Below are 14,397 nucleotides of genomic sequence, written 5' to 3' on the forward strand. Positions count from 1 at the left end.
TCAGGCCGCCGTGTTTCAGGCCGCCGTGTTTCAGGCCGCCAGCAGCACCCGCGCCTCATGCGACTTCAGCGAGAGCCGTGCCGCCGGGAAGCCTTCATGCTGCAGCTCGGGGAAAAGCGCCTCGATCTCGGCCCGCGTCTCGGCCTCCATCTCGGAGAGCATCCGGCTTGCGGGCTGGAAGCTTTCGGTCCAGGCCCCCTCGGCGCGGATGATCTCATGGGCGTCGAAGAGGAGGTGGATATAGGTCACCCCGGGCGGCAAGAGCTCTTCCGCGCCCAGGTGCCGCGCCGCCACCAGGACCTCGGCCTCGCCGAAGAGCATCTCGGCCCGGGCGCCCTCGATCAGCATGCGGTGCTGGGGCGAGACCACGAGGTCGCGCGCGGGCAGGTCCTGGCCCAGGCTTCCGGCGGCAATCCGCAGGGGCCTCAGGCGCGGCTGGACGATCAGGTCGGCGAGGCTCAGGGCACGATGCCCGACCCAGCGCAGGGGCTGCATCCCCTTGTCGCGGGTCAGGACCAGGTCGCCCGGGACCAGGGCCTCGACGGCCAGGGGCCCGCGCGCCGTCTCGATCAGCGTGCCGGGGGTGAAGCAGGGCATGACCTTCTCGATGTTCGAGAAAGCCATCGAGCCCACGACATTGCCATTGGTATCAAGGAATTGCACCGTCCCGGACTGCGGGTCGCTGGGGTCATAGAGGACATTGGTCCGCGCCCAGCCCCAGTCCGAGAGGTCCAGGAGGTCGTTGTCCCCCGCGCCGCCATCGACCGTATCACCGATGCCGCCGATGATCGTGTCGCTGCCCGACCCGCCCAGGATGCTGTCCGCCCCCGCGCCGCCGTCGATCCAGTCATTGCCGGTCGAGGCGTCGATCAGGTCCGCCCCGCCGCCGCCCCAGACCGTATCCGCGCCGCCGCCGCTGGCGAGCGACTGGCTGACCCCCGAGGCCCTGGCGTCGATCAGGTCATCGCCGCCCTGGGTCTGGATCGCCTCGATCTGGCTGAAACTGGCGCCGCCGCCCCCGGCAAGGCCGAAGCTCCCCGCCTCGTTGCCGGTGAAGATCACCGTGGCCGCCGTCGGAGAGGTCAGGGAAAGCGTGTCGACATCGGTGCCCGAGACATCCTCGCCGCCCAAGACCTGATCCGTGCCCTCACCCGTGGCGAAGGAGAAGCTGTCGTTGCCGGTGCCGCCCTCGAGGCTGTCGTCGCCCGCGCCGCCGAAAAGCTGGTCATTGCCCGTGCCGCCGTAAAGCGTGTCGCTCTCGGAGCCGCCGTAAAGCTGGTCAGCCCCGTCGCCGCCGGTCAGCGCATCCCCCCCGGCCTCGCCGGTCAGCGTGTCGTCGCCCGCGCCGCCATCGACCAGGTCGGCGCCCGCGCCCGAGGTGATGCTGTCCGCCCCGCCCGCCGCCGTGATCGTGTCGGCAAGCCCCGAGCCCGTGACCCGGTTGTCGCCTGCCCCCGCATCGACCCAGACCCCTGTCGTGGCCGTCGCGGCCGAGATCGTATCGGCCCCCGAACCGGTATAAACCCGCTCGATCTGCGTGAAACTCACCGTCACCCCGGTGGTCGAGGCCGTCCCGGCCTCTCCAGTCAGCGTCGCGGTGACGGCCGTAGCGAGGCCCGACATGTCGAGGATGTCGTTGTCCGTCCCACCCTCGCCGCCGGTCACCTGGTCGGTGCCGTCGCCCGCCGCGATGACGAAACGGTCGGCATCGTCGCCACCGTCCAGCACATCACTGCCCGCGCCGCCGAAGATCGTGTCCGCCCCCGCCCCGCCCAGGATGCTGTCCGCATCGAGCCCGCCGTAAAGCTGGTCGGCCCCGTCGCCCCCGGTCAGCGTGTCGTTGCCCGCATCGCCGAAGACCGTATCGCTGCCAGCGCCCGCATCGACCAGGTCGGCGCCCGCGCCCGAGGTGATGCTGTCCGCCCCGCCCGCCGCCGTGATCGTATCGGCAAGCCCCGAGCCCGTGACTCGGTTGTCGCCTGCCCCTGCATCGACCCAAACCCCGGTCGTCGCCGTCGCAGCCGAGATCGTGTCGGCCCCCGAGCCGGTATAGACCCGCTCGATCTGCGTGAAATTCACCGTCACCCCGGTGGTCGAGGCGCTGCCTGCCTCTCCGGTCAGCGTCGCGGTGACAGCCGTAGCGAGGCCCGACATATCGAGGATGTCGTTGTCCGTCCCGCCCTCGCCGCCGGTCACCTGGTCGGTGCCGTCGCCTGCCGCGATGACGAAGCGGTCGGCATCGTCGCCGCCGTCCAGCACGTCATTGCCCGCGCCGCCCAGGATCGTGTCCGCCCCCGCGCCGCCCAGGATGCTGTCCGCTCCACCGCCGCCCGCAAGGCTGTCCGCCCCGGTCCCGCCGTCGATCGTATCGGCGCCGGAGCCCCCCGTGACCGTGTCATTGTCCGCCCCGGTCGAGATCGTCAGCGCAATCGTCGCATTGGCCGCATCATAGCGGTCCGCCCCGGCGCCCGAGGCAAAGACCTCGACCCCGGTGAAGCTCGAGCCATTGTCCACCGTCCCGCCGGTGCCCGAGGTGAAGGTCACAACCTCCGCCGTCGCACCCGCCGTGGCGTCCAGCCGGTCGTTGCCCGTGCCGCCATCGATGGAATCGGTGCTGGACAGGATGAACGTGTCATCCCCGCCGCCACCCAGAAGCGTGTCGACCCCGTCCCCGCCCGAGAGCGTGTCATTGTCGTTGCCGCCGTCGATATAGTCGCTGCCCGTGCCGCCGGTCAGGTTGTCGGCGCCCGTCTCGCCGAAGATGCGGTCGTCGCCAATGCCGCCATCGACGATATCGGCGCCGTCGCCCGCGGTCAGGCTGTCGTTGCCCTCCTCGCCCGAGAGGCTGTCGTCGCCCGCCCCGCCCTGGACCGTGTCATCGCCGGTCCCGGCCAGGACCGTGTCACTGCCGCCCCCCGCATCGACCAGGTCGGCGCCCGCGCCCGAGGTGATGCTGTCCGCCCCGCCCGCCGCCGTGATCGTATCGGCAAGCCCGGAGCCCGTGACCCGGTTGTCGCCTGCCCCTGCATCGACCCAGACCCCGGTCGTGGCCGTCGCGGCCGAGATCGTATCGGCCCCCGAACCGGTATAGACCCGCTCGATCTGCGTGAAATTCACCGTCACCCCGGTGGTCGAGGCCGTCCCGGCCTCTCCGGTCAGCGTCGCGGTGACAGCCGTAGCGAGGCCCGACATATCGAGGGTGTCGTTGTCCGTCCCACCCTCGCCGCCGGTCACCTGGTCGGTGCCGTCGCCTGCCGCGATGACGAAGCGGTCGGCATCGTCGCCACCGTCCAGCACGTCATTGCCCGCGCCGCCGAAGATCGTGTCCGCCCCCGCGCCGCCCAGGATGCTGTCCGCCCCGCCGCCGCCCGCCAGGCTGTCCGCCCCGGTCCCGCCGTCGATCGTATCGGCGCCGGAGCCGCCCGTGACCGTGTCATTGTCCGCCCCGGTCGAAATCGTCAGCGCAATCGTCGCATTGGCCGCATCATAGCGGTCTGCCCCGGCATCGCTGGCAAAGACCTCGACCCCGGTGAAGCTGGACCCAGCGCTGACCGTGCCCCCGGTGCCTGAGGTGAAGGTCACCACCTCGGCCGTGGTGCCAGCGGTATTGTCCAGCGTGTCGGTCCCCGCGCCGCCATCGATCACGTCATTGGCCGAACCGATGATCCGGTCATTGCCATTGCCGCCCGAGACGATGTCATTGCCCGCCCCGCCCGAAAGCGTGTCATCGCCCTCGCCACCGACCAGGCTGTCGATGCCGTCGCCGCCCACCAGGCTGTCGTTGCCCGCATAGCCGAACAACGTGTCATTGCCCGCCCCGCCGTCCAGCGTATCGCCGCTGGCGTCATAGGCGGCAGCGGTGCCGGTGATCTGGATATTGTCGACGATGGCGCCGTAGCTGTCGTTGTTGCCGATCTCGGTCAGGCGCAGCGTATAGGTGCCGCTGTTCGGGAAGACGAAGCTCAGCGTATAGTTCGCATAGGTCGTCGAGGTCGGGATGATGGTCTGCGTGAAGACCACGTTGCCCGAGGCATCGACCACATCGACGCGGAAGCCATCGACCCCCACCGTGCCGCCGCCCGAGGCCCGGGTCGCGGCGCGGAAGGTCAGATCGGCCGGCTGGGTGCCCGCGACCGAGAAGCTTTGCTCCATCACCGTGGTCTGGCCGGCATTGCCGTCCATCTCGATCACGTTGTTGGTGGTCGAGCCGCCGGTGAAATAGGCGCTCTCCGGGTTGACCTCCATATCCGTGCCGGTCCAGCCGGTCAGGGCAGAGGTGAAGGTGCCGTTGGTGATGAAAGTGCCGCCCGAGGCCGCCAGCGTGTCGCCGCCATAAAGGATATCGCCGCCGCCATTGCCAGAGAGGCTGTCCGCGCCCTCGCCCCCGTCCAGCGTGTCGGCGATATCGGCGCCGATCAGCGTATCGGCCCCCGTGCCGCCGAAGAGCTGGTCTCCGGCCGTGGTCAGGGTGTCGTTGCCCGCGGTCAGAAGATCGTTGCCCGCGCCGCCGTAAAGCAGGTCATTGCCGCCCAGCGCAGTGATCGTGTCATTGCCCGTGCCGCCAAAGATCGTGTCATTGTCGGCCAAGCCAGTGCCGATATAGCGGTCATCGCCCGCGCCGAGGTCGACGTAGTCCGCGCCGCCCGAGACCGTGCCCGTGGCGTTCTCGTCATAGACCGTGTCGTTGCCATCGCCCGCCAGGATCGAGTCGAAGCCGGCGCCGCCGATCAGCGTATCCGCCCCCGTGCCACCCCAGATCGTGTCGGTCCCTGCCCCGGCATCGACATGGACCGCGCTGGTGGCCAGGGTCGCGTTCAGGCTGTCGGACAGCCCGGTCAGGACCAGGCGCTCGATCTGGCTGAAGGTGGCGGTCGAGCCGCCCGAGGTGAAGGTCCCCGCCTCGGAGCCCGAAAACACCACCGTGGCCGCCCCGGTCAGGGCCGAGCCGTCCAGCGTGTCGCCGGTGACCTCGTCCGTGGTCTCGCCGCCCAGGATCGTGTCGGTGCCGAAAGTGCCGGTCAGAAGAATGCGGTCATCGCCCGCGCCGCCCTCGACCCGGTCGCCCGAGGTGCCGCCGTCCAGCGTGTCATTGCCCGTGCCGCCATAGATCTGGTCGCTGCCGCCTGCCCCGCCCAGGCTGTCGTTGCCGCCGCCCCCATAGACAAAGTCACCGAAGTTGGTGCCAGCATAGGTGCTGTCAACATTGAGCGTGTCATTGAACGTGGCCATCTTCGCGCGCCTTTCAGGATCCTTTCGCCCGGATAAGGGCAAAATTTTCCGAAAATGCGGCGCAATCCGGGGCCTTTTTCGGGCGCGACCGGCCGGATTAAGGGTTTGTTAAGGCAGATGCCGCGCATTTGCCACAAATGCGGCGGGCCTTTCGCCAAATGAAAAGGAGGGCCTGCGCCCTCCTCTCCTTGGGCCAGGGTTGCCCCCGACCAGCTGCATAACCTTTAGCGCAGGTCTTCTCGCGCAAAACCGGTGCCCACTTTTGCGCGACCTACTTTAGCGCATCAACAGCGCGGCCTCGTGACGCTTCAGCGTCTTGCGGGCGGATTGGTAGTTCTCGATCCCGGCCTCGGTCTTCAGCTCGGGGAAGAGCTCGAAGATTTCCGAACGCTGGGCATTGCCCATGCCGCGCAGGGTCTGGTCGCCGGGCTGGAAGGTCTCCGTCCAGGCGCCGTTCGACAGGACCACTTCGTGACGGGCGCACATGAAGTGGATGTAGCTGACGCCAGCCGCATCGACCGAATGGACACCCTTGGCCGAGGTCAGGTGCTTGGCGGCAACCAGGACCTCATGCTCGTCGAAATAGAGCGCCGTGCGGTCGTTGGCGACCAGCAGGCGGTGGTTCGGCGAGACCAGCATGTCACGCTCGGGCAGACCGTTGCCGAGCGAGCCCTGGCGGACCAGGACCGGCTTCAGATGCGGCGCGGCCATCAGGTCACCCCAGGTCAGGTCCTTGCGGCCGACCCATGCAATCTCTTGCATGCCGTTGTCGCGGGTGATGATCCGGTCGCCGGGCTTCAGGCTTTCGACCGCAACCTCGCCACGCGGCGTCGCGATCAGCGTGCCGGGGGTGAAGCAGGGGATGACATTCTCGATGTTCTTGAAGGTCATCGAGCCCGTGACAGCGCCCGCCGCGTCGAGGAAGTTGACGGTGCCATTCTCGGCATTGGTCGGATCGTAGACGATCTTGTAACGGCCCGCCCCGGTCAGATCGAGCGTGTCGAAGTCGTTGCCGCCCTCGTTGCCGTCGACCGCATCCCCGGCGCCAAGCGCCTTGAACACGTCGCGGTCATCGCCGCCCGAAAGCGTGTCATTGCCCGCGTCGCCAAAGAGCGTGTCGTTGCCCTGGTCGCCCGAGGCATTGTCATTGCCCGTTCCGCCATGGATCTCGTCGTCGTCGATGCCGCCATAGATGACGTCATTGTCGGCGTCGCCAAAGATCGTGTCCTTGTCGTCCATGCCATAGAGCGTGTCGTTGCCGTCGCCGCCCTTGATCAGGTCGAGCCCGTTGTTCGGCGCCGCATCGGTGGCGTCGGGGATATTGACCGCATCGGGCACGCCCGGACCATAGCCGCCATAGACCAGGTCGTCGTTGGCGCCCGCATCGATGACGTCAGAGCCCTCGCCGCCGATGATCGTGTCGTTGCCGGCATCCCCGAAGACCGTGTCATTGTCGACACCCGCGTCGATCGAGTCGCGACCTTCGCCGCCATAGACCAGGTCCGCATCGTCGCCGGTCTTGATGTTGTCATCACCCGCGCCGCCGTAGACCGTGTCCTTGTCGTTGTTCACGTCGGCGTCGGCGGGATAGAGCCCCGGATACCCGATGTCGGGACGCTGGCTCAGATCGCCGGTCGAGCTGTCGATCACGTCGTTGCCGTCGCCACCCAGGACCGAGTCCCGCCCGTCGCCGCCAAAGAGGCTGTCGTCGTCGATGCCGCCGTCCAGGACATCATTGCCCGCATCGCCATAGATCGTGTCGCGGTCATCGCCACCAAAGACGGTGTCGTTGCCCTCGCCCGCCGTGACGATGTCGCGGTCGTTGTCGGTCGCCGGGTCGGTCGCATCGGGGATCGAGGCCGAACCGCCGATGATGCCAGCGGTGATCAGGTCATCGCCCCGGCCGCCGTCGATCGAGTCAGAGCCTTCGCCGCCGGTGACGGTGTCGTTGTCGTCGCCCGCAGAGACCGTGTCCTTGTCATTGCCGACGTCGATATTGTCGCGGCCCGTGCCACCCGTGACGCTGTCGGCATCGTCGCCGGTGATGACCGTGTCATCCCCTGCCCCGGCATCGACCACGTCCTTGTCGTCGTCCGGATCGGCATCGGCGCCATTGACGCCCGGAACCGCGATATCGGGCGAGCCCGTGCCCGAGGCGGTGTCGATGACGTCATTGCCGTCGCCGCCCGAAACCGTGTCGCGGCCCGCGCCGCCGGTGATCAGGTCGTCGCCCTTGCCGCCGTCGAGGCTGTCATTGCCCGCGCCGCCGTAAAGCTTGTCGTTCCCGTCATCGCCGTTCAGCGTGTCGTTGCCGTCGCCGCCGTCCAGGCTGTCATTGCCGTTGCCGCCAAAGACCAGGTCGTTGCCGACGCCCGAGCGCACCGTGTCATCGCCTTCACCGGCGCGGACATAGTCGTCATTCGGGCCCGCGCCGCCGATGATGGCGTCATTGGCGTCGATCTTGTCGCCCTGGGGATCGCCCGTGTAGTTGGTGTCGATCAGGTCATTGCCCGTCGTGCCATCCACATAGCCGTCCAGCGGCTTGGGATCGCACAGGACATTCTCGATATTGGTGAAGGTCATCGTCCCGGTGACCGAGCCACCCCAGGCCGACAGGAACTGAACCGTGCCGTTTTCCGGGTTGGAGGGGTCATAGACGATATTCACCGGGCCCAGGCCGCGCAGGTCCAGCGTGTCGACGTCATTGCCGCCTTCGTTGCCGTCGACCTTGTCGCCCGCATTGCCACCGATGAAAGTGTCGCGGTCGTCGCCGCCGGTCAGGACGTCATTGCCCGCGCCGCCATTGATGACGTCGTCACCTTTGCCGCCATCGACCGTGTCATTGTCCTTCTCGCCCGAGAGGCTGTCGTTGCCAGCCCCGCCATAGACCAGGTCATTGCCGTCGCCGGCCAGGACCGTGTCATTGCCGGTGCCCGAGTCGGCCGGCGTGGTCGAGGTATAGGTGTAATGCGCGTTGTCGAAGGTCGCGCCCGAGGTGCCGAGGTTCACCTTCACGGTGACGTCGTTGAAGTCCTTGTCGCCAAGGTTCTTCATGTCCTCGAAGCCCAGCTTGACCGAGCCATCGGCTTCGGTGCCCAGGCCAACGGTATGGACCGTGCCATCGCCGTTCAGACCAAGCTGCGAACCATAGCCCGAGGAATAGAAGGTGCCATCGGGCGAGATGATGCCGACGCCGACGGTCGAACCCGGGGCGGCGTTGTAGGAATAGCTGGTGCCGATGCCCAGGTCGGTGTCGGTGTTCAGCACGACGATATTGGTGATCGCGCCCGTGGTGCGGTCGATCGTATAGGCGAAGAGCTTGCAGTCATAGGCGCCCGCATCCCCCGTCAGGGTGATGGTGACCGGCGAGGGCGAGCCCGAACCGGCATTGTCGCCATAGATCGTGTCGTTGCCCGTGCCGCCTTCGATCAGGTCGTTGCCATTGCCGCCATCGGCCCGGTCATCGCCCGATCCGCCATAGATCTTGTCGTCGTCGTTGCCGCCATAGAGCTGGTCATTGCCGCCAAGACCCGAGATCGTGTCGTTGCCGCCATTGCCCCAGAACTGGTTGGTATAGACATCGCCCGCGCCGGTGCCCTGGTGGTCGAAGCCGGTCAGGCTGTCGGCCGAATTCGACCCGATGACGCCGTCGATACCGCCGCCCACGCAGTCATTGGCCGCATCGCCGCCCGAGAGGCTGCCGGTCGACAGGTTGACCGTCACGCCCGAAGAGGAATTGGAATAGTCCAGGTTGTCCTGGTCGCTGCCGCCATGGAAGGTGTCCGCACCCGCGCCGCCGACGAAGCGGTCATCGCCCGCGCCGCCATATTCGACATTGTTGCCCGCGCCGCCGTTCAGCACGTCATTGCCCGCTTCGCCTTGCAGGTTGTCGTTGCCGTTGCCGCCGTTCAGGCTGTCGTGGCCGTCGCCGCCATAAACGGTGTCGTGACCCTCGCCCGCCAGGACCGTGTCGTTGCCGCCATAGGCATAGACGATGTCGTCATTGGACCCCTTGGTGCCCAGGACAGCGTCGTTGTGGTCGATCTTGTCGCCTTCGGGATCGCCCGTGTAATTGTAATCGATCAGGTCGTTGCCGGCCGTGCCCTCGACATATCCGTCCTGGGTCGGCGTGCATTTGCGGCCGTACTGGTCGTACCAGCAGCCGTCCGATTTCAGGGTCACGCAGCTGGAATCCACCCAGCACTTGTTGCCCCAGAAGTCAAAGCAGAAAAAATTCAGCGTCATACCCGATCCCCTTCATTCCTAGCCGCCAGAACAGAGGCCGCGACAAGTGACGAGGTGGCCGACACCGAAAGGACGCCCTGCGCCCGAACCGGATATGTCTTGCCGTTATGCGCCACCGACCACTCCACGCCTCTTGGGGGACCCCCCCGTTTCCGAAATGCGGAAGCCTTGCGGCCTCCGATCCACGCGAAACCTTTCGCGCAGATGCCGGACTGTCGTGATGGTCGGAAGGCAGGCCTGTGCCGCAGACGAGGGGGGCCGTTCTGGCCCGTCTGTTTCGACAGCAGCGTCGAAACCACTCGGTCTTTTAACAACATTCCCGCACCGACAGGTGCTTCACCACTTACAGACCGCCCCCACGGCCTTGTCCCACCCAGTAGGACAAGACTTGATTACCTGCCGTTAAGCTTCAGGAAAAGTGAAAAAGCGGCAGGAAGGGGGCAGGGAGAGGGGGGAAAATCCTGGACTCGGCAGCAGGACAGCAGGGATTTTCTCTTTCAGGTTGAAGACTGTAGACGATCCAGAAACAACGGCACATGAAGGAATCGGCCCTGTCCGTTGAATCCGCGCGGTTTTCGCCGAATGTCGGTTTTGCAGCCGCAGCAACCGTCGCCGAGGCGGAAACGAAAGGACCTGTTTACCATGACCCGGAAAATTTGCCCAAATTATGCCCCGATTGGCCCAGGTGCGCCCCGGGCCGTTTCGGTTGCAGCATCAATTTCAGAAAATTTGGCCGACTTTTGACCTTTAACGCATTGGGAGGACAAGCTTTGCGCGAATCACACGCCGAATCTGGCCATGAGAATGCCGCGAAACGTTCGGGGGATGTTCCCGGGCTTCCCGCTCCAGGCGGCTCCGTTCCGGGACATGGGGCATGGGCGTTTCGAACCGCGCCGTGTCGGGGGGAAGACGGATGAACGGCCGGAGGAATTGGTGCGGGCGGTCGGACTCGAACCGACACTCCTTGCGGAAACAGAGTTTGAGTCTGTCGCGTCTACCATTCCGCCACGCCCGCACATCGCGCGCCCCCAGGTAGTGCCGCAAGGGCAAGGGCCACGGTCCCATCGTCCACGGGGGGCTTGGCGCCCGGGCCCGCAGAGCCTCGGAAAGCGCAACGGAGGCAGCCGTCGCGCTTTGCCGGGCGAAGGCACCGAGACGACACCTTCCGTCGTCCGTTTAGAACGGGACCGCGAGGAGGTCAACACCCGCCGATCGCGCAAGCAGGGCGCGCGCCACGGCCCCGCCACAGGGGTGGAGCCTGCGTGGCGGGGGGGGGAGGCGGCAACCGCGCGGCAGTTCGGCCCGGTGCGGTGCCTGTGTGGCTGGGGAGCGTCGTGGAGGGTGCCCGATGCCTCGCGGAAGGAGGCGGTAGAGCCGCGGGACCAGGCCCGCCCTGCTCTCACGGACCGGACGGGGGCGATGCGGGCAGGGTGCTCCCTGCGGTCGGCTCGTGCCGATGGAGCGACCAGGAGAGCGGCGAGATAGATGCCGCCCTTCTCTCGCGGTCCGAACGGCGGGAGAGGTGCTCCGCGCGGTAGGGATGTGGTGCAGGAGCGGCCAAGGGGGCGGCGGGGTCGCTGCGGCCCGCGCTCGGAAGCCCTGCGCCCGCCACCTTGCACCCTGCGCCGCGCCCCGGTCGCCCGAAGCTGCACCCGTCGCCACCCTGCACTGTTCTCCACCGCCACGGCAGCCCCCACCGCCCCGCAGGTCTGCCTGGCGCAGTCCCGGCCCTTCCCCCCCCTGGTTCCCCCGATCCTCGGGGCCCGGAGCCCCGAAGCTGCAAAGCGCCATGCCACCCAGCGCAATGCGCCATGCCCCCCAAGCGCAAAGCGCCAATCTCCCCCCAGCGCAAAGCGCCATCCCTCCCAAGCGCAAAGCGCCCTCCCCCCCGGCGCCAAAAGCATCCCCGCGCCCCTGTCACCGACCTGCCGGCTGCCCTCCTCGCCCCCTTGACCTTCCCGGGGCCAAGGGCGCATCTGGGGCCCATGTTTGCGCGCATCTCTCAAAGCCTTGCCACCGCCGCCCGCTCGCCCCGGGCCGAGCCGATCCTGGGCCTCATCGCCTTTGCGGAAAGCTCGTTCTTTCCAGTGCCGGCCGAGATCATGTTCCTGCCCATGTGCCTGGCCAGACCCGAACGGGCCATGCGCTATGCGGTGATCGCGGGGGCGGCCTCGGTCCTGGGGGGGATCTTCGGCTGGGTGATCGGCCATTACCTCTTCGAACTGGTGGCGCTGCCGCTTCTGGACTTCTGGGGCAAGGCCGCGGCCTTCGAGGCGCTGAAGGACCAGACCGGGGTGGGGATGCTGCTGCTGTTGCTCGTCACCTCGGGCGTCGCCCATCTGCCGCCGATGAAGGTGGTGACGATCCTCGCGGGGGTCGTGGGGTTCAACCTCTGGCTCTTCATCGCGGCGGCCATGGTGGCGCGGTTCGGCAAGTATCTGCTTCTGGGCTGGGCCCTGGCGCGCTATGGCGCGGCTGTCGCAGACGTGATCAAGAAGCGGCTTGCCCTCGTCGCGGGATTGGTGATCGTGGTCGCCCTCGCCTACCTGTTCCTCAAACCCTGAAGCAAAGCCGCCATGAGCCGTATCCAAGCCTCTGTCCTTGCCGCCCTGGGGTCCCTGGCCCTGCTTCTTGGAGCTTACGGCTTTCAATACATCGGCGGGCTTGCGCCCTGCCACCTGTGCTGGCTGCAACGCTATCCGCATATGGCGGCCGTGGCGGTGGGGGCCCTGGTCCTGGCCTTCCGGCGCTGGGTCTTTCTGGCCTGGGCAGGCGCCGTGGCGGCGCTGACCACGGCGGGCTACGGCGCCTATCACACCGGGGTCGAGCGGCATTGGTGGCTCGGGCCCTCGACCTGCACCTCGGGGGATGTGGGCGCCTTGTCGGCAAAGGACCTGCTGGCGCAGATCCAGGCCGCCCCGGTCGTGCAATGCGACGCCGTGGCCTGGGAGATGTGGGGCCTGTCGATGGCGTCCTGGAACATGCTCGCCTCGCTGGCGCTGGCGGGGCTGTGGATCTATGCGGCGACCCGCAGGGCCTAGGCCTGGGCGGGGATGCCCAGGAGCCTCTCGCCCTCTTGCAGTGCGAAGCGGTCGGTCATGCCGGCCACGTAATCGGCGATGACCCGGGCCAGCTCGACCTGGTCCTTGGCGGCCGCGATGTCGGAGGCCCAGGTCTCGGGCAGAAGGCCGGGGTTTTCCAGGAACAGGGGGAAGAGGCCATCGACCACCTTGGTCACCCGGGCGCGTTCCACCATGACCGAGGGCGCGCGGTACATGCGGGTGAAGAGGAAGGACCGGATCGCCTTGAGCTCTTGATACAAGGGTTTCGAAAAGCGGATGACCGTGGTGCCCATGTGGCGGATCTCGTCCACCGATTTGGGCTGGGCGGCGCTCAGGCGGTTCTGGGCGACGGCGATCACATCCTCGACCATGCGACCGAAGACGCGGCGCAGCGCCTCGTGGCGGCGGCGCATCTTGTCGAGCCCGGGATAGAGCCGGTCGACCTCGGCAAAGGCCGGGCCGGTGACGGGCAGTTCCATCAGGTCGTCCTCGGTGAAGAGGCCCGAGCGCAGGCCGTCATGCAGGTCGTGGTGGGAATAGGCCACATCGTCGGCGATGGCCGCGACCTGGGCCTCGGCGCTGGCATGGGTGTCGAGTTCGAGGTCCCAGGCGGCGTTGACCTCGGCCAGGGCATAGGGGAGGCCCCCCCCCTTTTCAGAGTGGGCGTGTTTCTCGTCGGCATTGGGGCTGCGGACCGGACCATTATGCTTGGCGATGCCCTCCAGGGTCTCCCAGGTCAGGTTCAGCCCGTCGAAATCGGCGTAGTGGCGTTCCAGCCGGGTGACGATGCGGAGCGCCTGGGCATTGTGGTCGAAGCCGCCCCAGGGCGCCATGAGCCGCTCCATCGCGTCTTCGCCGGTATGGCCGAAGGGGGTGTGGCCGAGGTCATGGGCCAGGGCCACGGCCTCGGCCAGGTCGGTGTTCAGGTTCAGGACGCCTGCGATGGTGCGGGCGACCTGGGCCACCTCGATCGTATGGGTGAGGCGGGTGCGGTAGTAATCGCCCTCGTGTTCGACGAAGACCTGGGTCTTGTGTTTCAGGCGGCGGAAGGCCGAGGAGTGGATGATCCGGTCGCGGTCGCGCTGGAAGGGCGAGCGGAAGGAGGAGAGGCGTTCGGGAAAAAGGCGGCCCCGGGACTGGTCGGGTTGGCAGGCATAGGGGGCAAGCATGGGGTCTTCCGTTGTTTTTTCGAAGCTTAGCCGGATGGGCTGGAAAGGCCAAGCTTCCCGTGGGGTGAGGGGCTCTCGGGGGACGCTTTCGGGGCGGCGCTTTCGGGGACAACTTTCGAAAGCCTGACCCAGCGGAGCGGCCAAGGCCGCAAGAGATGCATCAGGTGGGGGGAGGGCCTTCTGCCCTCCCCCGCCTTCGGCTCCCCCTCCAGAGGATATTTGGGAAGTGTGAAAGGGGAAGAGGGTCGCGGTATCGCGGTTGGCGGTTTGCTGGGGGAAGGATCGCAGGAATGTTCCAGGGAAAGGGGACCGGTCTGCCTAAGGGAACGGGTCGGAGAACCCAGTCGACAGAGCCAGGAAGGCCGGGAGGCAGGCTCGGGGCGCTATGGGCTGGGAAGCTGGGAGCCCAAGAGCCTCGCCACACGCAGCCCCCCCCCACACCCAAGCGCCACAGCTCACCGCAAAGCCGCTGTTGCCCCCTTCATTGGTCCCCCAATATCCCACGGGGTCCTCAGGGGCCGTGAAGGCCCCTGAGCTGGGGGGCTTGGGAGGACTGGTCCCCCCAAACGACCGCGCGCCCCGACCAAGGGCCACCCAACCGGAAGGCACATCCCCTCGATGGCCTCCAAACATCCCACGGGGTTCCCAGGGGCCGTGAAGGCCCCTGGGCTGGGGGGCTTGGGGGGACTGGT

5 protein-coding genes and 1 tRNA gene are annotated in these 14,397 nt (G+C 67.3%); 2 read left to right on the top strand and 4 right to left on the bottom strand.

Annotated elements, in window-relative coordinates; genetic code table 11:
* Positions 1–30: 30 nt before the first annotated feature.
* From GV832_RS19425 to GV832_RS19450, 3 genes are all read right to left on the bottom strand, one after another.
* Positions 31–5,229, bottom strand: coding sequence for a Hint domain-containing protein (locus GV832_RS19425; protein ID WP_168776545.1), 5,199 nt, complete (start codon positions 5,227–5,229; stop codon positions 31–33).
* Between the two features lie 276 nt (positions 5,230–5,505).
* Positions 5,506–9,474, bottom strand: coding sequence for a Hint domain-containing protein (locus tag GV832_RS22145; protein WP_227754553.1), 3,969 nt, complete (start codon positions 9,472–9,474; stop codon positions 5,506–5,508).
* Between the two features lie 931 nt (positions 9,475–10,405).
* Positions 10,406–10,489, bottom strand: a tRNA-Leu gene (locus GV832_RS19450).
* A 970-nt stretch (positions 10,490–11,459) separates the two neighbouring features.
* Here GV832_RS19450 and GV832_RS19455 point away from each other — a divergent pair.
* Both GV832_RS19455 and GV832_RS19460 read left to right on the top strand, forming a co-directional pair.
* Positions 11,460–12,038 carry a YqaA family protein gene (locus tag GV832_RS19455; protein ID WP_168776546.1) on the top strand — a complete coding sequence of 193 codons (579 nt, stop codon included), beginning with the start codon at positions 11,460–11,462 and terminating at the stop codon, positions 12,036–12,038.
* A gap of 12 nt (positions 12,039–12,050) precedes the next feature.
* Entirely contained in the window at positions 12,051–12,515 is a 465-nt protein-coding gene (locus GV832_RS19460; RefSeq protein ID WP_168776547.1) for a disulfide bond formation protein B, read from the top strand.
* Here GV832_RS19460 and GV832_RS19465 read toward each other — a convergent pair.
* Entirely contained in the window at positions 12,512–13,705 is a 1,194-nt protein-coding gene (locus GV832_RS19465; protein WP_168776548.1) for a deoxyguanosinetriphosphate triphosphohydrolase, read from the bottom strand. The genes GV832_RS19460 and GV832_RS19465 overlap by 4 nt on opposite strands.
* Positions 13,706–14,397 lie beyond the last annotated feature (692 nt).

Origin of the sequence: Stagnihabitans tardus, from assembly GCF_009925085.1 — a bacterium.
Lineage (GTDB): Bacteria > Pseudomonadota > Alphaproteobacteria > Rhodobacterales > Rhodobacteraceae > Stagnihabitans > Stagnihabitans tardus.

Excerpts from the sequence above, each read along its gene's own strand:
- GV832_RS19425 (WP_168776545.1), bottom strand. The coding sequence starts at position 5,229 with ATGGCCACGTTCAATGACACGCTCAATGTTGACAGCACCTATGCTGGC.
- GV832_RS22145 (WP_227754553.1), bottom strand. The coding sequence starts at position 9,474 with ATGACGCTGAATTTTTTCTGCTTTGACTTCTGGGGCAACAAGTGCTGG.
- GV832_RS19455 (WP_168776546.1), top strand. The coding sequence starts at position 11,460 with ATGTTTGCGCGCATCTCTCAAAGCCTTGCCACCGCCGCCCGCTCGCCC.
- GV832_RS19460 (WP_168776547.1), top strand. The coding sequence starts at position 12,051 with ATGAGCCGTATCCAAGCCTCTGTCCTTGCCGCCCTGGGGTCCCTGGCC.
- GV832_RS19465 (WP_168776548.1), bottom strand. The coding sequence starts at position 13,705 with ATGCTTGCCCCCTATGCCTGCCAACCCGACCAGTCCCGGGGCCGCCTT.